Origin of the sequence: Thalassobaculum sp. OXR-137, assembly GCF_034377285.1 — a bacterium.
In the GTDB taxonomy this organism is placed as follows: Bacteria; Pseudomonadota; Alphaproteobacteria; order Thalassobaculales; family Thalassobaculaceae; genus Thalassobaculum.
In genome coordinates, this window is the sequence record NZ_CP139715.1 from 4,015,362 (window position 1) to 4,035,801 (window position 20,440).

Here is a 20,440-nt window from a genome sequence, read left to right on the forward strand (position 1 = left end):
CAGCGCTCCGTCAGAAGTGGCGCCAACCCCGTGCCGTCAGGCCGTCCAGGGGGTGACCGCGATGGTCGAGGACCTCGACACCGGTGCCGGACTCTACCCGACCGATGCGGGTGACGGATACGCCCGCCTCGCGGCCCGCTGCCTCGACGGCCGACGCCGCGTCCGCCGGGGCGGTGAACAGCAGTTCGTAGTCGTCCCCGCCCGACAGCGCCAGGGCGAAGAGGTCCGGATCGTCGCTGATCAACTCGGCCGCCGAAGCGGACAGCGGCACGCGCGGCCCGTCGATGACCAGCCGGCAGCCGGAATGGGTCGCCAGGTGTCCGGCGTCCTGCAGCAGCCCGTCGGACACGTCCATGGCCGCGCCGGCGGCGTCGACCAGCCGGCTGCCCAGGCCCACCCGCGGTTGCGGCAGGCGGTAGCGGTCGGCCAAATCGGAGAACCGGCCGGGGAACCGCCCCTGGGCGACCAGCAGCCCGAGGGCGCCGTCGCCGATGGTGCCGCTGACCCACAGGTCGTCGCCCGGGCGCGCGCCGCTCCGCCGCAGCGCCTTGCCGCGCACGCCCAGGCCGAAGGCGGTGATCGAGAGAGTGATCGGGCCCGGCGTCGACACGCTGTCGCCGCCGAGCAGATGGATGCCGAATTCCGCCTGGTCGTCCGCCAGGCCGCGGCAGAACGCCTCCAACCAGGCCGCCGGCTCGGCCATGTCCTTCGGCAGGGCCAGGGCGAGGGTATAGCCGTAGGGTACGGCGCCCATGGCCGCCAGATCCGACAGATTGACCCGCAGCGCCTTGCGCGCCACCAGGTCGGGCGCGTCGTCGGCCAGGAAATGCACCGCCGACACCAGGGCATCGACCGTGACCACCCATTCGCGATCGGCACCGGCATCCGGGAGGGCCGCGGCGTCGTCGGTCAGCCCGTAGGCGCCGGGCGCTCCCTCGGCCAGCGGCGCGAAGAACCGGGCGATCCGGTCGAACTCGCCCATCGGGGCCGCGTCATCGGTCATCCCGCTCGCCCGCCCCGCCCGTCACTCGGTCCGGTCGGAGACCTCGCCCTCGCGCAGCAGGCGCGCGAGCCGGTCGAGGACGGCGTTCACCAGCGCCGGCTCGCGGCCGGAGAAGAAGTCGCGGCCGAGCTCCACATACTCGGTGATCACGACCTTGGCCGGGACGTCGCCGAAGGACAGGAGCTCGTAGGCGCCCAGGCGCAGGATCGCGCGCAGCAGCACCTCCAGGCGGCCGAGCTTGAATTCCGGCTCCAGGGCGTTGCTCAGCATCGGGTCGATGGTCGGGGTGTCGCCATAGGCGCCGAGGACCAGCTTCTCGAAAAACAGCGCGTCGACCGGGCGCGACTCGGCGTCGTCAACGATGCCGCTGAAGCCGCGCGACACGAAGGCCGGCACGACCTCGTGGGGCGAGGCCTTGGCGACTTCGATCTCGTACAGCGCCTGGGCGGCGGCGAGACGGGCCAGCCGGCGGGCGACGGTCTTGCCGCGGCCGCGGGGACCGGATTTGGCGGATTCGGTCATGACAGGGAGAACTGGTGACGCAGGGAGACCATGGCCAGGCAGGCCTCGGCGGCATCCTTGCCCTTGTTCTTCTCGGTGACCCGGGCGCGGGCCCAGGCCTGGTCGCCGTTCTCCACGGTCAGGATGCCGTAGCCGATCGCCAGGTTCTCGCGCACGGCGAGATCCATCAGCCCGCGGGCGCTCTCGCCGCAGACATAGTCGTAATGGGTGGTCTCGCCGCGGATCACGCAGCCGAGCGCGACATAGCCGTCATAGGCGGCCCCGCCCTTCAACGCGCCCTGGTGGGCCATGGAGATGGCGCCGGGGATCTCGAAGGCGCCGGGCACGGTCACCCGGTCGAACTCCACGCCTTCGGCCTCCAGATGCTGGATGGCGCCGCGGACGAGCTCGTCGGCGATGTCCTCGTAAAACCTGGCTTCAACGATCAGGACTCGGGGCATGGTCTTCTTCTCACTCGTCCACGGGAATCGGGCGCTGTTCGACGACGCTCAGGCCGTAGCCGTCGAGCCCGATGATGGTGCGTTTGGTGTTGGACAGCAGCACCATCTCGTGGATGCCGAGGTCCAGCAGGATCTGGGCGCCGACGCCGTAGTCTCGCAGCTCGGCGTGGGGCGTGCGCCCTTCCGCCTCGGCGCGCAGCTTGTCGCGCACCCGGTCGGACAGGGAGGTCGGGCTCGGCTCGCGGATCAGCACGACCACGCCGCGCCCGGCCTCGCCGATCAGCTTCATGGCCGCCCCGAGAGTACCGCCGCGCTTGCCGCTGGCATCGCCGAGCACGTCGTCCAGGACGTTCAGCGCGTGCATGCGGACCAGCACGGGATCCTTGGTGGTGATGTCGCCCTTCACCAGCACCACATGCTCGGCGTAGGTCACCTTGTTGGTGTAGACGATCATCCGCCAGTCGCCGCCGAACTTGCTGCGCAGGGTGGTCTCCACCGCGCGGTCGACGACGCTCTCGGTGCGCCGGCGATAGGCGATCAGGTCGGCGATCGTGGCGATCTTCATGTTGTGGAACTGGGCGAACTGCACCAGGTCCGGCAGCCGCGCCATGGTGCCGTCGTCGTTCATGATCTCGCAGATCACGCCGGACGGGTTCAGCCCGGCCATGCGGGCAATGTCGACCACCGCCTCGGTATGGCCGGCGCGCACCAGGGTGCCGCCCTCGCGCGCCATCAGCGGGAAGACGTGGCCCGGCGTGACGATATCCTCGCGGCCGCGCTGCGGATCGATGGCGACCTGGATGGTATGGGCGCGGTCATGGGCCGAGATGCCGGTGGTCACGCCGTCGCGCGCCTCGATGGAGACGGTGAAGGCGGTCTCGTGCCGGGTCTCGTTGCGCGACGACATCAGCGGCAGGCCGAGCTTGTCGATCCGCTCGCGGGTCAGCGACAGGCAGATCAGCCCGCGCGCATGCTTGGCCATGAAGTTGATGACTTCCGGCGTGGCCATTTGGGCGACCACGCAGATATCGCCTTCGTTCTCCCGGTTCTCGTCATCGACCAGGATGAACATCCGTCCGGAGCGGGCCTCCTCGACGACTTCCTCGATGGAGGAGAGCGCGCCGGTATAGACCTCCGACAGGGATTGCGGTTGCTGCTCGGACATCACGATCCATTCGTTCGGCTGATCAGCGACGAGACGGGCACGGTCCCGGTCTCGGCGAGGCGCGCAACGTACCGCGCAAGTAAATCCACTTCCATGTTCAAATTGTCCCCGACCGACCGCTCGCGGAAGGTGGTGTGATCCCAGGTATGGGGGATCAGGTTGAGCTCGAACCGGCGCCCCTGGACAGCGTTCACGGTCAGCGACACGCCGTCGAGGCAGACCGAGCCCTTGGTGGCGACGAAGCCCTCCAGCCCCTCGGGCGCTTCCACCGACAGCCGGTGGCTGTCCCCGTCCCGCTCGACCGCGACCAGCTTCGCCAGTCCGTCCACATGGCCGGTGACCAGATGGCCGCCCAGCTCGGAGCCCAGAGTCAGCGAGCGCTCCAGGTTGACCGGCGTGCCTTCCGCCCAGGTGCCCAGGGTGGTTTTCGACAGGGTCTCGCCCGAGACGTCGACGGTGAAACTGTCCGCCGTCTTCTCGACCACGGTCAGACAGGCGCCGCCGCAGGCGATGGAGGCGCCGATATCGACGCTGTCCATGGCGTAGCCGGTGGCGATGACGAAACGCGTGTCGCCGCGCTGCTCGACCGACCGCACGCGGCCGATATCTGTGATGATGCCTGTGAACATGGCCGCAACCTATGTCGCTCGACGCAATGTTTCCAGCGTATCCGCACCAAGACACTCGATCCCGTGCGACCGGAATCGCGGCGCGCCGGCCAGATCGGTCACGCCGAGCCCGTCCAGGGCCGCTCTGCCGTCGCCGCCGATCGCCACCGGCGCCCGGAACAGCGCCAGGATGTCCACCGCGTCGGCCCGCAGGAATGCGGCCGCCACGGCGGCCCCGCCCTCGACCAGCACGCTGTTGATGCCGCCCCCCGCCAGAACCGCCAGGACCGCGTCCACCGCCGGCCTGCCCTCCCCGTCGCCCGCCACCGGCAGGACCGTGGCGCCGAACCGACTGCAGTCGGCCTGGCGCCGGTCCGGCACGTCGCCGCGGCAGACCAGCCAGGTCGGGACCTGCCCCGCCGTCGCCATCAGGCGGCTGGTCGGCGACAGGGACAGATTGCTGTCCAGAACCACCCGCACGGGAGACTGCGCCTCCAGTCCCGGCAGACGGCAGGTCAGCTCCGGATCGTCGGCCGCGGCGGTACCCGCGCCGATCAGGATGGCGTCATGGCGGGCGCGCATCAGATGCCCCCTCGCCCGCGCTTCGGGACCGGTGATCCAGCGGCTGGCGCCGGTTGCAGTGGCGATGCGGCCGTCCAGGCTGGCGGCGAGCTTCAGGGTGACGGCCGGCCGGCCGGTGCGGCGGCGTTTCAGGTAGCCCGCGAGCACCGATTCGGCCGCCGCCGTCTCCACCCCGGTCACGACCTCGATGCCGGCCGCGCGCAGCATCGCCAAGCCGCCGCCGTCGACCCTCGGATCCGGATCCTCCACGGCGACCACGACCCGGGCGATGCCGGCCTCGATCAGCGCCTTGGAACAGGGCGGCGTGCGGCCCCAATGGGCGCAGGGTTCGAGGGTGACATAGGCGGTGGCGCCGCGCGCCGCCTCCCCGGCCAGGGCCAGGGCGTTCGCCTCGGCATGGGGCCGGCCGCCGTCGGAGGTGCGGGCGCGGGCGACGATCCGGCCGTCGCGCACCAGGACGCAGCCGACGGAGGGGTTGTCCGCCGTGCGCCCTGTCCCACGCCGGGCGAGCCGCAGCGCGACCGCCATGAAGGCGCGGTCGGCTGCAGCGATGGAGGGATCGGTGGTCATGACAGGCCGCCGCAGGTTCCGGCGGTCAGTCGTCGATGTAGTTGCCGCCGCTCTGGATTTCTTCGACGAAGTTCTCGAAATCCTTCGCCTCGCGGAAGTTCTTGTAGACCGAGGCGAAGCGCACATAGGCGACCGGGTCCACATTGGCGAGCGCGTCCATGACCATCTCGCCGATCACGTCGGACGGGATCTCGCTCTCCCCCATGCTTTCCAGGCGCCGGACGATGCCGGTCACCAGGCGCTCGATGCGCTCGGGTTCGACCGGGCGTTTGCGCAGGGCGATCTGGATCGACCGCGCCAGCTTGTCCCGGTCGAAGGGCGCGCGCTTGCCCGTCTTCTTGACCACCGTCAGCTCGCGAAGCTGAACCCGCTCGAACGTGGTGAAGCGGGCGCTGCATTCCGGGCAGAACCGGCGGCGCCTTATGGCGGTGTTGTCCTCGGTGGGACGGGAGTCCTTCACCTGAGTGTCTTCATTCCCGCAGAACGGACAGCGCATGCCTCTACTCCCTCGCTCGCTCAGGCCGCGCCCGGGTAGATCGGGAAGCGGTTGCAGAGCTCCTCGACTTTGGCCCGGACCTGGGCTTCGACCTGGCCGTCGCCCTCGGGGTTGCGGGCCAGACCGTCGACCACGTCGCCGATCAGCTCGCCGACAAGACGGAACTCGGCCACACCGAAGCCGCGGGTGGTGCCGGCCGGGGTGCCGAGACGCACGCCGGAGGTCACCATCGGCTTCTGCGGGTCGAACGGCACGCCGTTCTTGTTGCAGGTGATGCCGGCGCGCTCCAGGGCGTGCTCGGTATCGCGGCCGGTCAGGCCCTTGGGCCGCAGGTCGACCAGCATCAGGTGGCTGTCGGTGCCGCCGGACACGATGTCGAGACCGCGGCTCTTCAGCACCTCGGCCAGGGCCTTGGCGTTGTCCACGACGGCCTGGGCATAGGCCTTGAACTCGGGCCGCAGCGCCTCGCCGAAGGCGACCGCCTTGGCGGCGATCACATGCATCAGCGGACCGCCCTGCAGGCCGGGGAAGACGGCGGAGTTGATCTTCTTCCCGATATCCTCGTCGCGCGACAGGATCATGCCGCCGCGCGGACCGCGCAGGGTCTTGTGGGTGGTGGTGGTCACCACATCGGCATGGGGCAGCGGGCTCGGCAGCACGCCGCCGGCGACCAGACCGGCGAAATGCGCCATGTCGACCATGAACAGCGCACCCACGCTGTCGGCGATCTTGCGGAAGCGCGGGAAGTCGATCTCGCGCGGATAGGCGGAACCACCGGCGATGATCAGGGCCGGCTTGTGCTCCTTGGCGAGGGCTTCGACCTGGTCGTAGTCGATGACGCCCTCTTCCTTGGTCACGCCGTAGCCGATGGCGTTGAACCACTTGCCCGACAGGTTCGGCTTGGCGCCATGGGTCAGGTGGCCGCCGGCATCGAGCGACATGCCGAGAATCGTGTCGCCCGGCTTCAGCAGGGCCAGGAACACCGCCTGGTTGGCGGACGCGCCGCAATGGGGCTGCACATTGGCGAAGGCGCAGTCGAACAGCTTCTTCGCCCGGTCGATGGCGAGCTGTTCGGCGATGTCGACGAACTCGCAGCCGCCATAATAGCGCCGTCCCGGATAGCCTTCGGCGTATTTGTTGGTCAGGACCGAGCCCTGGGCCTCCAGCACGGCGCGGGAGACGATGTTCTCCGAGGCGATCAGCTCGATCTGCGACTGCTGGCGGTGCAGTTCCTTGGTGATCGAACCGAGCAGCTCGGCGTCGCTCTCGGCCAGGGTCGCGCCGAAGAAGCTTTCGGCATCGGTATGAAGATCGGTAGCGAGGGTCATGAAGAGATCGGTCTCCTTCGGACCTCAGTCTGGGTCAGGTGATAGCGAATGGTGCGGCGCGCGCCGGTTCCGGCGAGCGCCCTCTAGCGGCGCCCTACAACTCCGGCGGATTGGTCATCTTGCCGACGCGCCGGGCGTGGCGGTCGCCGCCGAATTCGGTGGCCAGGAACGTCTCCACGCAGTCCCGTGCCAGCTCGACGCCGATCAGCCGCCCGCCCAGGGCGATCACGTTGGCGTCGTTATGCTCCCGGCACAGCCGCGCGGTGGTCACGTCGTGGCACAGGGCGGCGCGCACCCAGGGATATCTGTTGGCGGCGATGCTGATTCCAAGCCCGGTGCCGCAAACGAGAACGCCCCGCGCCACCCGGCCGTCCTTCAGGGCGCGCGCCATCTCGAAAGCGAAATCCGGATAATCGACGGACTCCGAGCCGTCGGTGCCGAGATCCACCACCTCGAATCCTTTATCACGCAGAAATTCCGCGAGATCGGACTTGAGCGGAAAACCGGCATGATCGGATGCAACGGCGATCGCGGCAGAGGTCATATTCTATGGCTCCGAGACAAGTTCGCCCCTATATAAGCCAACTTGCCGGTCCGATGCCACAAAAGCTGGCGCGAGTCGGTGTTGAATTCCTTAACTCTTTCCCTACCTGCCCGACTGGGTCCGAACGTTCGCGATTCCGGGCGGGACTGATTTCAGCGACAAATTTCGTAGGGAAATTATTTCAACATCCATGCAATAAGTGCTGCGCCATACTTAAAGTTAGCCACTGAAATTCTTGACGAGTGTATTGACTTGCCTTTTGTCGTGTGTCAGCCATGCATTATGAAACGTCCCCCACAAAATTGAGCCTTTCAATGAGCGACGAGACCAAGACTGAATCAGCCGCCGGTAAATCGATGATCGAGATGACGACCCAGGTCGTCGCGGCTTATCTGAGCAACAACTCGGTCGCCTCCAATCAAATCGCGGAGGTGATCAATACGGTGCACGACGCGCTGAACAATCTGACTGAAGGCGGCGGCGAGCCGGAGCCGGAGCCGTTGAAGCCGGCCGTTCCGGTCAAGAAGTCGGTGACCCCCGACTACATCGTCTGCCTGGAAGACGGCAAGCAGCTGAAGATGCTGAAGCGTCACCTGCGCACCACCTACGACATGACGCCGGAAGACTACCGGGCGAAGTGGGGACTGCCGGCCGATTACCCGATGGTCGCCCCGAACTACGCCGCCCAGCGTTCCGAGTTCGCCAAGAAGATCGGCCTCGGCCGTCAGACCTCCCGCCGCGGAGGCCGTCGCAAGAGCGCCTGAGCGCCCGTCACGCGACATTGAGTCTATCGGACGGCCGTCGGATCCCCGGCGGCCGTCATTTTTTTTGCTTGTTCATCACGTATTCGAGCTTCCGGATGGCCAATTGCCGCAGGGCGGCCTCGCCGCGCGTCGGATCTCCGACGATGGACACTTCGGTTCCGGTCACCGTATCAATGGCGCTTACCTTCACGTAGGCGCCCCTGGGGATGAACTCCAGGATCACTCGTCCGTCGCTTCTTGGAGGCATTCTCGTCTCTGGATGTTTGGACGCCGCGCACTACCGTATATAAGAACGAACGCACCAAGATTACGAGGTAGATCGACATGGCCCCGCCCGTCGCCGCCGTCGCTGACAAGCCGGCGTCCGAAATCAAGAAGCGTCCCGATTTCGCCTGGGATGATCCGCTCCTGCTGGACGACCAGCTCACCGAAGAAGAGCGGATGATCCGAGACGCGGCCCGCGACTATTGTCAGGAGAAGCTCCTGACGCGCGTCCACGAGGGTTTCCGCCACGAAGTCTTCGACCGGGACATCATGACCGAAATGGGCGCGCTCGGCCTGCTCGGCGCGACCATCCCCGAGGAATACGGCGGCGCCGGCGTGAACCACGTCTGCTACGGCCTGATCGCCCGCGAGGTCGAGCGGGTCGACTCGGGCTACCGCTCCGCCATGAGCGTGCAGTCCAGCCTGGTCATGCACCCGATCTACACCTACGGCTCCGAAGAACAGCGCAAGAAGTACCTGCCGAAGCTCGCCAGCGGCGAGTGGGTCGGCTGCTTCGGCCTGACCGAGCCGGACCACGGCTCCGATCCGGGCGGCATGAAGACCCGCGCGGTGAAGGTCGACGGCGGCTACAAGCTGTCCGGCGCCAAGATGTGGATCACCAACTCGCCGATCGCCGACGTGTTCGTGGTCTGGGGCAAGACCGAGGACGGCAAGATCCGCGGCTTCGTGCTCGAGAAGGGCATGGAGGGTCTGTCCGCACCGAAGATCGAGGGCAAGTTCAGCCTGCGCGCCTCCATCACCGGCGAAATCGTCATGGACGGCGTCTTCGTGCCGGAAGAGAACCTGCTGCCGAACATCTCCGGCCTGGGCGGCCCCTTCGGCTGCCTGAACAAGGCGCGGTACGGCATTTCCTGGGGCGCGCTCGGCGCGGCCGAGGCCTGCTGGCACGCGGCGCGCGACTACACCATGGAGCGCACCCAGTTCGGCCGGCCGCTGGCCGCCAACCAGCTGATCCAGAAGAAGCTGGCCGACATGCAGACCGAGATCACCATCGGTCTCCAGGCCTGCCTGCGTCTGGGCCGTCTGCTGGACGAGGGCCGCGGCGCGCCGGAGGCGATCTCGCTGGCTAAGCGCAACTCCTGCGGCAAGGCGCTCGACATCGCCCGCATGGCCCGCGACATGCACGGCGGCAACGGCATCTCCGACGAGTACGGCGTGATCCGCCACGTGCTGAACCTGGAGGCCGTGAACACCTACGAGGGCACCCACGACGTGCACGCGCTGATCCTGGGCCGCGCCCAGACCGGCCTGCAGGCGTTCACCGGGTAACGAAGGGGGTTCGCCCCACGAGCCACCGAACGACGAAAGGGCCTCGCTCCGGCGGGGCCCTTTTTTTATTCCCTGTTCCCTCCCCCGTCATACTGACGACCGTCAGGATCTGCGGGTCTCCGGACGCAGGCTGCTTGATCCTGACGTGCATCAGAATGACGGTATGGGGTCGCTACTGCCCCTCCGCCGCCTTGCAGAGTTCGCGCAGCGCCGCGGTCTCGGCATCGCCCAGCGTCTCGCCGTTGAAGGTGAGCGCGCCGGACAGCAGGTCGTATTTCACCGTGCCGATCACCGCCTCGCCACGCGGCGCGAGTGCCGTGTCCGAGGCCACGCCGTAATTCGACAGAAGATCGTAGGTGATGTCGAAGGTGACCTCGGTCGGCGTCTTGATCGTCACCGAGCCCGGCAGGTCGGCCGGTGCCACCGCGTTGCCGTTCACGTCCACGCCGGGCTTGTAGGCCACGTCGGCCGCGGGCTGGTGCGCCACCAGGCGCTGGCAGTCGGTGGCCGTCACGGTAATCGTCGAGGCGGCAACGGGCGAGTCGTGGGCAGCGAGACAGAAAACACCGACGGTTGCGGCGACAAGCAGGCGGTTCAAGCGTCGCGACGACCTTTGGAATGGAAACCGTCGGGCGTTCATGACCGTCTCTCCTAACAGCGAGATACAAACATACTCGTTAGGATGCGAACATGTTCAAAAATTGTCCGCAAAGCGCTTTTTTTGGTCGACGCGCTCGGTTGGTTCCCCTATCTTTCCCGGGCAAAGAAAAGACCGCACCGGCGTAGCCGGCACGGCCCGAGTTTAGGGAGGAAACGCCATCAGGCGTATGTGATCGCCAACGATCACAGTCAGGAAAATAGGCCTGACAAAAGGGAGTGGCAAGGCTTTATCGCCTCAGCCGCTCTTTTTTTTGGCAAAAAGCATATCATTGTTCATTTTTTGTGCAATTGTCACTTTTAGCGGCGGGTGTTTGGCACAGTATTGTGCATCGCAACACAATCGCCGCGCTGCAAAACAGGACCGCCGTCGCTCCGGCCCGCTGCGGGGGCGGACGCGGCGATGCCGCAGCGCCCGGATCGCTCAAGCAGGCGCTCCGGCCCGCGTCTCGCCGAGCCCGGCCAAAGGCTTCGAGTACTGGGAGAAAATGAGAGTGGGCGGCCCCCGGCGTTCGCCGGTCAGGGCCAATCCCGAATCATCTCGCGGAACGAGATCAGGTCGGAGCGAACGACCAGGTCCACCCCCACCCAGACCAGGGCGGCGATGACGGTGGTCGCCAGCAGCTTGACCGCCAGCATCGGCTTCTTCGGCGCGCCGGCGTCGTTGCCCTGCTGCACGTCGTCTTCCCGGCGCACGCCGACCGGCAGAACCATGAACAGGATCCACCACCACAGAATGACGTAGACGACGATTCCGGAAACCAGATCCATGGCGCCCTCAGACCTGCTCGAGTTCGACCAGGGTCCCCGTGAAGTCCTTGGGGTGCAGGAACAGGACCGGCTTGCCGTGGGCGCCGATCTTCGGCTCCCCGTCGCCCAGCACCCGCGCACCCTCGGCCCGCAGCCGGTCGCGCGCCGCCAGGATGTCGTCCACCTCGTAGCAGACATGGTGGATGCCGCCCGAGGCGTTCTTCTCCAGGAACCCGGCGATCGGCGAGCCCTCGCCCAGCGGGTGGAGCAGCTCGATCTTGGTGTTGGGCAGTTCGACGAACACCACGGTCACGCCGTGCTCCGGCAGGTCCAGCGGCTGCGACACCGCGGCACCCAGGGTATCGCGATAGGTCGCCGTGGCCGCCGGAAGGTCGGGAACGGCGATGGCGACATGGTTCAATCGGCCGATCATGGTATCGAGCTCCGTCAGATCCTTACGATATGGACGTCGGTCACCGGGCGCTTGTTGAACTCGTCGCGCACGATGCGACGCACCGTCCGGCGGGCCGACTCGCGGACCGCCTCGTCCTCGCGCCGGTCCCGGTTGGACAGCTTGCGCAGGTTGTCCTGGATCGCGTCCGCCGCATCGAGGGCGACGTCCTCGGCATCCTCCGGACCGGCGATGCCCACCAGGGAGACGAGCGGGTCCGCCTGAAGGTTGCCCTTGGCGTCCAGCACCAGGGTGACCGTCGCCGCCCCGTTGTGCAGCATCCGCCGCCGGTCGCGCAGGGTTTCGGACTGCAGGCCGAGGATCTGGCCGTCATCGACGACCTGGGCCCCCTCGCCTTTGATCCAGTCGATGATCTCGGCATGGCCGGCGGCCAGGCGGATCAGGCTGCCGTTGGAAGGCACCACGGTTTCCGGGACCTGGCAGGCCTTGGCCAGCCGGGCGTGCTCGCGCAGGTGGCGGGCGTCGCCATGCACCGGGATCGCGATCTTCGGGCGCAGCATCTGGTACATCTCGGCCAGCTCCTCGCGGGCCGGGTGACCGGAGACGTGGATGCCGGGCTGGTCCTCGGTGGTGATGATCTCCACCCCGCGGGCCGAGAGCCGGTTCTGCACCCGGCCGATCGCCCGCTCGTTGCCGGGGATCTGGCGCGAGGAGAAGATGCAGATATCGCCCTCGCCCAAGGACACATGCGGATGGGCGCCGTCGGAGATCCGCGACAGGGCGGCCCGGGACTCGCCCTGGCTCCCGGTGCAGATCAGGACGATCTTGTCCTCCGGGAAGTAGCCGGCCTCGTCCTCCTTCACGAAGGTCGGGGCGTCCTGCAGATAGCCGTTCTCCTTGGCGGCGTCGTGCATCCGCCAGAGCGACCGGCCGATCAGGGCACACTGCCGGTCGTTGGCCGCCGCCGCCATGGCGACGCTCTCCAGCCGGGCGACATTGGAGGCGAAGCAGGCGACCGCGATCCGGCCCTGCCCGTCGTATTGGGCGAACAGTTCGGTCAGCGCCATGCGGACCTCGGCCTCGGAGCCGGTGCGGCCGGGCACGAACACGTTGGTGCTGTCGCCCATCAGCGCCAGCACCCCCTCGTCGCCGACCGCGCGGATGGCGTCGAAATCGGTCGGCCCGCCGATGAAGGGCGTGGGATCGAACTTCCAGTCGCCGCTATGCACGACGGTGCCGGCGCCGCAGCGCAGGACGATCATGTTCGGCTCGGGAATCGAGTGGGTGACCCGGATCATCTCGATCTCGAACGGCCCGATGACCGCGGAACCGCTGACGGGGATCTCGATCAGCTCGACCTTCTCCAGCAGGCCGACATCGACCAGCTTGCGGCGGACCAGCGAGGCAGTGAACGGGGTGCAGTAGATCGGGCAGCCGAGCCGTTCCCACAGGTAAGGCACCGCGCCGATATGGTCCTCGTGACCATGGGTCAGCAGCAGACCGCAGAGCGTGTCCTTGTGGGGCTCGATGGACGAGATGTCCGGCAGGATGACGTCCACGCCGGGCGTGGTGTCGTCGCCGAACGTGATGCCGAGATCGACCATCAGCCACTGTCCGGCATAGCCGTACAGGTTGACATTCATCCCGATCTCGTCGGACCCGCCGAGCGGGAGGAAATACAGGTCGTCGTCGTTGGGATCGAGCTTCAGGGTCATGCGACGCCCGTCTGGGCCCGATTTCGGTCATGTATCATGCGCAGCCCCGTCAGTGTCAGATCGTCGTCCACGATTTCGATGACCGCGGTCCAGTCGGCGAACAGCGCCGCCAGGCCCCCGGTGCCGACCACCTTCATGGGCCGGCCATATTCCGCTCGGATGCGCTCGACCAATCCCTCGATCATCGCCACGTATCCCCAGAAGATCCCGGAATGCATGGCCGCGCGCGTGTTCTTGCCGATCACCCGGACCGGATCGTTGTCGCCGGGCATCCGCTCCGGCGGCCGGATCGCCACCCGGGGGAGCTGGGCCGCGGCCATATAGAGCGCATCGAGGCTCAGGTTGATGCCCGGGCAGATGATGCCGCCGGCATAGCCGCCGTCGTCCTCCACCACGTCGAACGTGGTGGCCGTGCCGAAATCGACGACGATCAGCGGACCGCCGTAGAGCTTGTGCGCCGCCACGGCGTTTACAACCCGGTCGGCGCCGACCTCTTCCGGCCGGTCGATCCTGACCTCGATCCCCAGCTCCGTCGGCCGCTCGCCGATCACCATGGGATCGATGCCGAAATGCTTCCGGCACAGGGTCTTCAGGTTGAACAGCGTCGCCGGCACCACGGTGGCGATCATCACGCTGTCGATCCCGCCGGTGTTCAGCGCGTCGAGCGCCATGAGCTGGGTCAGCCAGACGGCGTATTCGTCAGCCGTCCGGTCGGCGTTGGTCGAGGTCCGCCAGGAGCCGACCGGCTCCTCGCGCCCGTCTTCGTAGACGGCGAACACCGTGTTGGTGTTCCCGCAGTCGATCACCAGCAGCATCTAACTATCCCGGCCATGACGGAATACCGGGCGGATCCCTGGTTCGCCGTCCACCCGGCCCCTCTCTGCCTGACGGCGATCAGGCGCCGATCAGGCTGGCGGCGGCGGCCGCCGCCGTATCGTAGATCGGCGACAGGCCGAGGAAGAACAGGACCGTGACGATCGCCGAGCCGTACAGGATCAGCCGCAGGTCGCCGGCCACCGCGCCGTCCAGCGGCTGCTGAGCCTCGTCGAAATACATGATCTTCACGATCCGCAGATAGTAGAACGCACCGATCACGCTCGCCAGCACGCCGACCACGGCGAGGCCGTAGAGGCCGGCATTCACCGCGGCCATGAACACGTACCACTTGCCGAAGAAGCCGGCGAGCGGCGGGATGCCGGCCATGGAGAACATGAAGATCAGCAGCGCCAGCGCCATCATCGGATGGGTGCGCGACAGGCCGGCGAGATCCGACAGGTTCTCCACCAGACGGCCGTCGCGGCGCATGCCGAGGATCACGGCGAAGGTGCCGATATTCATGAAGATGTAGGTCGCCATGTAGATCATGACGCCCGTCACCCCGGCCTCGGTGCCGGCGGCGAGACCGACCAGGGCATAGCCCATATGGCCGATCGAGCTGTAGGCCATCAGGCGCTTGATGTTGGTCTGCATGATCGCGGCCAGCGCGCCCACCACCATGGAGGCGAGCGACACGAACACCACCACCTGCTGCCAGGAGGCCAGAAGATCGCCGAACGGGTCGATCATCACCCGCAGGAACAGGGCGATGGCGGCGACCTTCGGGGCGACGGCGAACAGGGCCGTCACCGGGGTCGGCGCACCTTCGTAGACGTCCGGCGTCCACATGTGGAACGGCACGGCCGAGACCTTGAAAGCCAGGCCGCAGACCAGGAACACCAGGCCGACCACCAGACCGGTCGACGGCGCCTCGCCGGTGCCGAGCACGGTGGCGAGGATCTCGAAGCTGGTGGTGCCGGTGAAGCCGTAGATCATCGAACAGCCGTACAGCAGCAGCCCCGAGCTGAGCGCGCCCAGCACGAAGTACTTCAGGCCCGCCTCGGTCGATTTCAGCGTGTCGCGCCGGATCGAGGCGACCACGTAGAGCGCCAGGCTCTGCAGCTCCAGGCCCATGTACAGCATGATCAGGTCCTTGGCGGAGACCATCAGCATCATGCCGAGCGTGGCGAACAGGATCAGCACCGGATACTCGAACCGGCCGGCCTGCTCGCGCTCCAGATAGCCGAGCGACAGGACGATCGAGAAGGCCGATCCCAACAGGATCAGGATCTTGGCGTATTGGGCGAAGCTGTCGGTGACGAACAGGCCCTGGAAGGCCAGCGCCTCGCCGCCTTTCACCACGACCAGGACGGCCGCCACCACCAGGGCGGCGATGGTCGCCCAGGACAGCATCTTGAGGCTGCCCTCGCCCTTGAACACGCCCACCATGAGCAGTGCAAGGCCGGCGATGGCCAGAAAGATCTCCGCCGAGGCCGGCGCCATGATCGGAAGGGTCGTTGCCGCGTCCATATCCGTGCTCCCGGCCGCTTTAGCGGGCCGCCAGGGCGGTGCCGGCTTCGCCGAGCGCCACCTTGTAATTCGTGATCAGGTTCTCCACCGAGGCCGACATCAGGTCGGTGAAGGTCGAAGGATAGATGCCCATCCACAGCACCAGGACGACGAGCGGCGCGAAGACCGCGATCTCCCGCGGGCTGAGATCGAGCAGCGCCTTGAGCTGCTCCTTCTCGAGCTTGCCGAAGATCACCCGGCGGTAGAGGTAGAGCATGTAGGCGGCACCCAGGACCAAGCCGGTCGCCGTGAAGGCGGCGAGCCAAGTGTTGGTCTGGAACGCGCCGGCCAGGATCAGCAGCTCGCCCACGAAGCCGGAGGTGCCGGGCAAGCCGACCGAGGCCATCATGAACAGCATGAAGATCAGCGCGTAGCGCGGCATGTTGTTGGCCAGACCGCCATAGGCGTCGATATCGCGGGTGTGCATCCGGTCGTAGACCACGCCGACGCACAGGAACAGCGCGCCCGACACGATGCCGTGGGACAGCATCTGGAAGATCGAGCCTTCCACGCCCTGGGTGGTCATGGTGAACATGCCGACCGTCACGAAGCCCATATGGGCGACCGACGAGTAGGCGATCAGCTTCTTCATGTCCTGCTGCACCAGCGCCACCAGCGAGGTGTAGATCACCGCCACCACGCTCAGGGTGTAGACCAGCGGCGCGAAATCGGCCGAGGCCTCCGGGAACATCGGGATGGAGAAGCGCAGGAAGCCGTAGCCGCCCATCTTCAGCAGCACGCCGGCCAGGATCACGGAGCCGGCGGTCGGCGCCTCCACGTGGGCGTCCGGCAGCCAGGTATGCACCGGCCACATCGGCACCTTCACCGCGAAGGAGGCGAAGAAGGCCAGCCACAGCCAGGTCTGCACGTCCGGCAGGAAGCGGGTCGCCATCAGCGTCGGGATGTCGGTGGTGCCGGCCTGCCAGTACATCGCCAGGACCGCCAGCATCATCAGCACCGAGCCGGCCAGGGTGTACAGGAAGAACTTGAAGGCGGCGTAGACCCGACGCGCCCCGCCCCACACGCCGATTATCAGGAACATCGGGATCAGGACGGCTTCGAAGAAGATGTAGAACAGGAAGATGTCCAGGGCGCAGAACATGCCCACCATCATGGTCTCCAGGACCAGGAAGGCGATCATGTACTCGCGCACCCGCTTCTGCACCGCTTCCCAGCTCGCCAGGATGCAGATCGGCGTCAGCAGGGTCGACAGCAGCACGAACCAGACCGAGATGCCGTCCACGCCCATGTGATAGGCGATCGACGAGCCCGGGATCCACTCGACCTTCTGGACCAGCTGGAACTCAGCGGTGGCCGGGTCGAAATAGGTCAGGATCAGCAGGGAGATCAGGAACACCGAGCCCGACGCCACCAGGGCCAGCCAGCGCGAGGAGCTCGCGACCTGCTCCGGGGTGCCGCGGACCGTCAGAATGAACGCCACCCCGAGCAGGGGGCCGAACGTCACGATCGTCAGAAGCCATTGTTCGAGCATCAGCTCAACCCCCGAAGGCCAGGTACCAGGAGACCAGCGCCACGACACCGATCAGCATGGCGAATGCGTAGTGATAGAGGTAACCGGTCTGCAGCCGGGCCACCTGCCCCGCGCACCAGCGGGTCATGGCACTCACGCCGTCCGGACCGAAACCGTTGATGATGGTGCCGTCGCCGGTCTTCCAGAACATCATGCCGGCCTGCCAGGAGCGCTTCACGAACAGCCAGTCGTACAGCTCGTCGAAGTACCACTTGTTCAGCAGGAACAGGTAGACCGGACGGATCGCGCTGGTGACCTTGGCCGGGATGCCCGGGTTCAGGATGTAGGCCACATAGGCCGAGGCGATGCCGATGATGCCGACCACCAGGGGCGCCAGCTTGACCCAGAGCGGCGAATGGTGGGCCGCCTCGATCACGTTGTTCTCTTCCAGGATCTTGATGGAAGAGCCCCAGAACGCGTCCATGTGGTGGCCGACGAAATACTCGTAGCCGATGAAGCCGCTGAACACCGCACCGACCGCCAGCACCAGCAGCGGGATCAGCATCACCGGCGGCGATTCATGCGCATGGTCGAAGGTGTGCTGGTCCATCCGAGGCTTGCCGTGGAAGGTCATGAACAGCAGGCGCCAGGAATAGAACGCGGTCAGCAGGGCGGCGACGATGCCGGCCCAGAAGGCGAACTCACCCGCGCCGGTATGGGCGGCGAAGGCGGACTCCAGGATCATGTCCTTGGAGTAGTAGCCGGCGAAGAACGGGATGCCGGCCAGCGCCAGGCTGCCGATCCAGAACATGGCGTAGGTCCAGGGGATCTTGCGCCAGATGCCGCCCATGTTCCGCATGTCCTGCTCGTCGTGCAGGGCATGGATCACCGAGCCGGCCGACAGGAACAGCAGCGCCTTGAAGAAGGCGTGGGTCATCAGGTGGAAGATCGCCGCCGGATAGGCCGAGACGCCGAGGGCGAAGAACATGTAGCCGAGCTGGGAACAGGTCGAATAGGCGATGACCCGCTTGATGTCGTTCTGGGTCGTGCCGACCGTCGCCGCGAAGAAGGCGGTGGCGGCACCGACGATGGTCACCACGACCAGGGCGTCGGGCGCGTATTCGAACAGCGGCGACATCCGCGCGACCAGGAACACGCCGGCGGTCACCATGGTGGCGGCGTGGATCAGCGCGGAGACCGGCGTCGGGCCTTCCATGGCGTCCGGCAGCCAGGTGTGCAGGCCGAGCTGGGCCGACTTACCCATGGCGCCGATGAACAGCAGGATGGCGATGACCGTCAGCGCGTCGACATCGGAGAACCACAGGAAGTCGAAGGTCGTGCCGGCCATTTCCGGCGCCGCGGCGAAGATCGCGTCGAAACTCACCGCATCGAACAGCAGGAAGCAGCCGAAGATGCCGAGGGCGAAGCCGAAATCGCCGACGCGGTTGACCACGAAGGCCTTGATGGCGGCGGCGTTGGCGGACGGCCGGTCATACCAGAACCCGATCAGCAGGTAGGAGGCGACACCCACGCCCTCCCAGCCGAAGAACATCTGGATCAGGTTGTCCGAGGTCACCAGCATCAGCATGGCGAAGGTGAAGAACGACAGATAGGCCATGAACCGCGGGATCGACGGGTCGTGGCTCATGTAGCCGACGGAATAGACGTGCACGCAGGACGACACGACGGTCACGACGATCACCATGACGGCGGTCAGCGTGTCCCAGCGCAGGGCCCAGCTCGCCTCGAAGCTGCCGCTGTCGATCCAGGTGAAGAGTTCCACGGTCTGGGACTGGCCGTTCAGCGCGACTTCCCAGAAGGCGATGACGCCGAGGACTGCGGAGGTCACCATGGCGGCGCAGGTCACGATCTGCGCGCCCCGATCCCCCAGTTTCTTGTTTCCGAACCCGGCGATCAGCGCGCCGATGAGCGGAAGAAAGACGATGGCGGCGTACATCGGCTCAGCCCTTCATCAGATTGATGTCGTCGACCGCGATGGAGCCGCGGTTGCGGAAGAACACCACCAGGATGGCGAGCCCGATGGCCGCCTCGGCCGCGGCGACCGTCAGCACGAACACGGCGAAGACCTGGCCGACCAGATCGCCGAGATGGGTGGAGAACGCCACGAAGTTGATGTTGACGGCGAGCAGCATGAGCTCGACCGACATCAGGATGATGATCACGTTCTTCCGGTTCAGGAAAATGCCGAAGATCCCCAGGGTGAACAGGATCGCGGCGACCGTGAGGTAATGGCCCAGAGCGATTTCCATCTCAGACCCCTCCCCCGCGGGTCACCTTCACGACCTCGACGACATCCTCGGGACGGCGCAGGTTCTGCTTGTCGATCGACTGGCGCTTGACGTCCGGACGGTGGCGCAGGGTCAGCACGATGGCGCCGATCATGGCGACCAGCAGCACGATACCCGCGGTCTGGAAGGCCAGAACGTAGTGGGTGTAGATCACCTGGCCGATGGCCTCGGTGTTCGTCACTTCGGCCGGGATCGGCGAGGCGGCGACGACCGCAACCTCGGGCGCGAAGCTCCACACCCCGACCACCAGGATCAGCTCGGCCAGCAGCACCAGGCCGATCAGCCCGCCGACCGGCAGATAGCGCGCGAAGCCCTGGCGCAACTCGACGAAGTTGATGTCGAGCATCATGACCACGAACAGGAACAGCACGGCGACGGCGCCGACATAGACGACGACCAGGATCATCGCCAGGAACTCCGCGCCCATCAGGACGAAGAGGCCCGCGGCATTGAAGAACGCCAGGATCAGGAACAGCACCGAATGCACCGGATTGCGCGATGTGACGACCATCACGCCCGATGCGACCGCCACGAAGGCGAACAGGTAGAAGACTAAGGCCTGTAGAGCCATGCCGATCCCTTTCCCCGGTCTTTCGACCCGTCACCGATCAAATACAATCGGTTATCCCGCATTCCTAAACCGAAACCTAAACCCGAGCGCCGCGCAATCAGCGGTACGGCGCGTCGGCCGTCAGGTTCCGGCTGATCTCGACTTCCCAGCGGTCGCCGTTCGCGAGCAGCTTGTCCTTGTTGTAGAACAGCTCCTCGCGGGTCTCCGTCGCGAACTCGAAATTCGGACCCTCGACGATGGCGTCCACCGGGCAGGCTTCCTGGCAGAAGCCGCAGTAGATGCATTTCGTCATGTCGATGTCGTAGCGCGTCGTGCGGCGCGACCCGTCGGCGCGCGGCTCGGCCTCGATGGTGATGGCCTGGGCGGGGCAGATCGCCTCGCACAGCTTGCACGCGATGCAGCGCTCTTCGCCGTTCGGATAGCGGCGCAGCGCGTGCTCGCCCCGGAAGCGCGGGCTGAGCGGCCCCTTCTCGTAGGGGTAGTTCAGCGTCACCTTGGGACGGAAGAAGTACTTCAGCGTCAGCGCCATGCCGCTGACCAGCTCGGTCAGCAGCATGCTCTTGGCGCGGTATTGGACGGAAGCCATGGCTCAGC

The 20,440-nt window shown here is 66.5% G+C and carries 23 protein-coding genes; 2 read left to right on the plus strand and 21 right to left on the minus strand.

All coding sequences use genetic code 11. The annotated features are described in order from the left end of the window. Nucleotides 1–10 precede the first annotated feature (10 nt). The 9 genes from thiL to rpiB all read right to left on the minus strand — a co-directional run bounded on the left by thiL (nt 11) and on the right by rpiB (nt 7,258). The gene (gene thiL / locus T8K17_RS18775) at nt 11–1,003 is read right to left on the minus strand and encodes a thiamine-phosphate kinase (RefSeq protein ID WP_322331262.1); all 993 of its coding nucleotides are present in this window, start codon (nt 1,001–1,003) and stop codon (nt 11–13) included. 21 nt (nt 1,004–1,024) lie between these two features. Next, complete coding sequence (gene nusB, locus T8K17_RS18780) at nt 1,025–1,525, minus strand: transcription antitermination factor NusB (protein WP_322331263.1); 501 nt, start codon at nt 1,523–1,525, stop codon at nt 1,025–1,027. Beyond that, nucleotides 1,522–1,965 carry a 6,7-dimethyl-8-ribityllumazine synthase gene (gene ribH / locus T8K17_RS18785; RefSeq protein WP_322331264.1) on the minus strand — a complete coding sequence of 148 codons (444 nt, stop codon included), beginning with the start codon at nt 1,963–1,965 and terminating at the stop codon, nt 1,522–1,524. The genes nusB and ribH overlap by 4 nt, the downstream gene beginning before the upstream one ends. A 10-nt stretch (nt 1,966–1,975) precedes the next feature. Next, nucleotides 1,976–3,130: a 3,4-dihydroxy-2-butanone-4-phosphate synthase gene (ribB, locus tag T8K17_RS18790; protein ID WP_322331265.1), complete on the minus strand. Its 1,155-nt coding sequence runs from the start codon at nt 3,128–3,130 to the stop codon at nt 1,976–1,978. After that, a complete protein-coding gene (locus T8K17_RS18795; protein WP_322331266.1) occupies nt 3,130–3,759 on the minus strand; it encodes a riboflavin synthase in 630 nt (209 codons plus the stop codon). The genes ribB and T8K17_RS18795 overlap by 1 nt, the downstream gene beginning before the upstream one ends. 9 nt (nt 3,760–3,768) lie before the next feature. Beyond that, nucleotides 3,769–4,890: a bifunctional diaminohydroxyphosphoribosylaminopyrimidine deaminase/5-amino-6-(5-phosphoribosylamino)uracil reductase RibD gene (ribD, locus tag T8K17_RS18800; RefSeq protein WP_322331267.1), complete on the minus strand. Its 1,122-nt coding sequence runs from the start codon at nt 4,888–4,890 to the stop codon at nt 3,769–3,771. A gap of 25 nt (nt 4,891–4,915) precedes the next feature. Beyond that, nucleotides 4,916–5,386 (minus strand): transcriptional regulator NrdR, encoded by a 471-nt coding sequence (gene nrdR, locus T8K17_RS18805; protein ID WP_322331268.1) that lies wholly within the window; start codon nt 5,384–5,386, stop codon nt 4,916–4,918. A 20-nt stretch (nt 5,387–5,406) separates the two neighbouring features. Beyond that, a complete protein-coding gene (gene glyA / locus T8K17_RS18810) occupies nt 5,407–6,714 on the minus strand; it encodes a serine hydroxymethyltransferase (protein ID WP_322331269.1) in 1,308 nt (435 codons plus the stop codon). Nucleotides 6,715–6,808: 94 nt separating this feature from the next. Then, on the minus strand, nt 6,809–7,258 hold the full coding sequence (rpiB, locus tag T8K17_RS18815) for a ribose 5-phosphate isomerase B (protein ID WP_322331270.1): 450 nt from the start codon (nt 7,256–7,258) through the stop codon (nt 6,809–6,811). A gap of 314 nt (nt 7,259–7,572) precedes the next feature. Here rpiB and T8K17_RS18820 point away from each other — a divergent pair, with 314 nt between their 5' ends. After that, the gene (locus T8K17_RS18820; RefSeq protein WP_322331271.1) at nt 7,573–8,022 is read left to right on the plus strand and encodes a MucR family transcriptional regulator; all 450 of its coding nucleotides are present in this window, start codon (nt 7,573–7,575) and stop codon (nt 8,020–8,022) included. Nucleotides 8,023–8,077: 55 nt separating this feature from the next. Here the strand turns inward: T8K17_RS18820 and T8K17_RS18825 are convergent, their stop codons facing one another. After that, nucleotides 8,078–8,245: a DUF6898 family protein gene (locus tag T8K17_RS18825; RefSeq protein WP_322331272.1), complete on the minus strand. Its 168-nt coding sequence runs from the start codon at nt 8,243–8,245 to the stop codon at nt 8,078–8,080. Between the two features lie 101 nt (nt 8,246–8,346). Between T8K17_RS18825 and T8K17_RS18830 the strand changes: the two genes are divergently transcribed. Continuing rightward, complete coding sequence (locus tag T8K17_RS18830; protein ID WP_322331273.1) at nt 8,347–9,576, plus strand: acyl-CoA dehydrogenase; 1,230 nt, start codon at nt 8,347–8,349, stop codon at nt 9,574–9,576. A gap of 172 nt (nt 9,577–9,748) precedes the next feature. Here T8K17_RS18830 and T8K17_RS18835 read toward each other — a convergent pair whose 3' ends face one another. The 11 genes from T8K17_RS18835 to nuoI all read right to left on the minus strand — a co-directional run bounded on the left by T8K17_RS18835 (nt 9,749) and on the right by nuoI (nt 20,432). Then, nucleotides 9,749–10,090 carry a hypothetical protein gene (locus T8K17_RS18835; protein ID WP_322331274.1) on the minus strand — a complete coding sequence of 114 codons (342 nt, stop codon included), beginning with the start codon at nt 10,088–10,090 and terminating at the stop codon, nt 9,749–9,751. A gap of 662 nt (nt 10,091–10,752) precedes the next feature. Continuing rightward, on the minus strand, nt 10,753–11,004 hold the full coding sequence (locus T8K17_RS18840) for a DUF1467 family protein (protein WP_322331275.1): 252 nt from the start codon (nt 11,002–11,004) through the stop codon (nt 10,753–10,755). A gap of 7 nt (nt 11,005–11,011) precedes the next feature. Beyond that, nucleotides 11,012–11,416 (minus strand): methylmalonyl-CoA epimerase, encoded by a 405-nt coding sequence (mce, locus tag T8K17_RS18845; protein WP_322331276.1) that lies wholly within the window; start codon nt 11,414–11,416, stop codon nt 11,012–11,014. A 14-nt stretch (nt 11,417–11,430) separates the two neighbouring features. Continuing rightward, a complete protein-coding gene (locus T8K17_RS18850; RefSeq protein WP_322331277.1) occupies nt 11,431–13,110 on the minus strand; it encodes a ribonuclease J in 1,680 nt (559 codons plus the stop codon). Further along, on the minus strand, nt 13,107–13,925 hold the full coding sequence (locus T8K17_RS18855) for a type III pantothenate kinase (RefSeq protein ID WP_322331278.1): 819 nt from the start codon (nt 13,923–13,925) through the stop codon (nt 13,107–13,109). The genes T8K17_RS18850 and T8K17_RS18855 overlap by 4 nt, the downstream gene beginning before the upstream one ends. A gap of 79 nt (nt 13,926–14,004) precedes the next feature. Continuing rightward, a complete protein-coding gene (gene nuoN, locus T8K17_RS18860) occupies nt 14,005–15,456 on the minus strand; it encodes an NADH-quinone oxidoreductase subunit NuoN (RefSeq protein WP_322331279.1) in 1,452 nt (483 codons plus the stop codon). A 19-nt stretch (nt 15,457–15,475) separates the two neighbouring features. After that, nucleotides 15,476–16,987: an NADH-quinone oxidoreductase subunit M gene (locus T8K17_RS18865; RefSeq protein ID WP_322331280.1), complete on the minus strand. Its 1,512-nt coding sequence runs from the start codon at nt 16,985–16,987 to the stop codon at nt 15,476–15,478. Nucleotides 16,988–16,991: 4 nt separating this feature from the next. Further along, nucleotides 16,992–18,923: an NADH-quinone oxidoreductase subunit L gene (gene nuoL, locus T8K17_RS18870; RefSeq protein WP_322331281.1), complete on the minus strand. Its 1,932-nt coding sequence runs from the start codon at nt 18,921–18,923 to the stop codon at nt 16,992–16,994. A 4-nt stretch (nt 18,924–18,927) separates the two neighbouring features. Beyond that, a complete protein-coding gene (gene nuoK / locus T8K17_RS18875; RefSeq protein WP_028794897.1) occupies nt 18,928–19,236 on the minus strand; it encodes an NADH-quinone oxidoreductase subunit NuoK in 309 nt (102 codons plus the stop codon). 1 nt (nt 19,237) lies between these two features. Continuing rightward, the gene (locus T8K17_RS18880; RefSeq protein WP_322331282.1) at nt 19,238–19,846 is read right to left on the minus strand and encodes an NADH-quinone oxidoreductase subunit J; all 609 of its coding nucleotides are present in this window, start codon (nt 19,844–19,846) and stop codon (nt 19,238–19,240) included. 97 nt (nt 19,847–19,943) lie between these two features. Next, nucleotides 19,944–20,432, minus strand: coding sequence for an NADH-quinone oxidoreductase subunit NuoI (nuoI, locus tag T8K17_RS18885; protein WP_322331283.1), 489 nt, complete (start codon nt 20,430–20,432; stop codon nt 19,944–19,946). Between the last annotated feature and the right edge of the window lie 8 nt (nt 20,433–20,440).

Coding starts and splice junctions, on each gene's coding strand:
- thiL (WP_322331262.1), bottom strand. CDS start 1,003: ATGACCGATGACGCGGCCCCGATGGGCGAGTTCGACCGGATCGCCCGG.
- nusB (WP_322331263.1), bottom strand. CDS start 1,525: ATGACCGAATCCGCCAAATCCGGTCCCCGCGGCCGCGGCAAGACCGTC.
- ribH (WP_322331264.1), bottom strand. CDS start 1,965: ATGCCCCGAGTCCTGATCGTTGAAGCCAGGTTTTACGAGGACATCGCC.
- ribB (WP_322331265.1), bottom strand. CDS start 3,130: ATGTCCGAGCAGCAACCGCAATCCCTGTCGGAGGTCTATACCGGCGCG.
- T8K17_RS18795 (WP_322331266.1), bottom strand. CDS start 3,759: ATGTTCACAGGCATCATCACAGATATCGGCCGCGTGCGGTCGGTCGAG.
- ribD (WP_322331267.1), bottom strand. CDS start 4,890: ATGACCACCGATCCCTCCATCGCTGCAGCCGACCGCGCCTTCATGGCG.
- nrdR (WP_322331268.1), bottom strand. CDS start 5,386: ATGCGCTGTCCGTTCTGCGGGAATGAAGACACTCAGGTGAAGGACTCC.
- glyA (WP_322331269.1), bottom strand. CDS start 6,714: ATGACCCTCGCTACCGATCTTCATACCGATGCCGAAAGCTTCTTCGGC.
- rpiB (WP_322331270.1), bottom strand. CDS start 7,258: ATGACCTCTGCCGCGATCGCCGTTGCATCCGATCATGCCGGTTTTCCG.
- T8K17_RS18820 (WP_322331271.1), top strand. CDS start 7,573: ATGAGCGACGAGACCAAGACTGAATCAGCCGCCGGTAAATCGATGATC.
- T8K17_RS18830 (WP_322331273.1), top strand. CDS start 8,347: ATGGCCCCGCCCGTCGCCGCCGTCGCTGACAAGCCGGCGTCCGAAATC.
- T8K17_RS18840 (WP_322331275.1), bottom strand. CDS start 11,004: ATGGATCTGGTTTCCGGAATCGTCGTCTACGTCATTCTGTGGTGGTGG.
- mce (WP_322331276.1), bottom strand. CDS start 11,416: ATGATCGGCCGATTGAACCATGTCGCCATCGCCGTTCCCGACCTTCCG.
- T8K17_RS18850 (WP_322331277.1), bottom strand. CDS start 13,110: ATGACCCTGAAGCTCGATCCCAACGACGACGACCTGTATTTCCTCCCG.
- T8K17_RS18855 (WP_322331278.1), bottom strand. CDS start 13,925: ATGCTGCTGGTGATCGACTGCGGGAACACCAACACGGTGTTCGCCGTC.
- nuoN (WP_322331279.1), bottom strand. CDS start 15,456: ATGGACGCGGCAACGACCCTTCCGATCATGGCGCCGGCCTCGGCGGAG.
- T8K17_RS18865 (WP_322331280.1), bottom strand. CDS start 16,987: ATGCTCGAACAATGGCTTCTGACGATCGTGACGTTCGGCCCCCTGCTC.
- nuoL (WP_322331281.1), bottom strand. CDS start 18,923: ATGTACGCCGCCATCGTCTTTCTTCCGCTCATCGGCGCGCTGATCGCC.
- nuoK (WP_028794897.1), bottom strand. CDS start 19,236: ATGGAAATCGCTCTGGGCCATTACCTCACGGTCGCCGCGATCCTGTTC.
- T8K17_RS18880 (WP_322331282.1), bottom strand. CDS start 19,846: ATGGCTCTACAGGCCTTAGTCTTCTACCTGTTCGCCTTCGTGGCGGTC.
- nuoI (WP_322331283.1), bottom strand. CDS start 20,432: ATGGCTTCCGTCCAATACCGCGCCAAGAGCATGCTGCTGACCGAGCTG.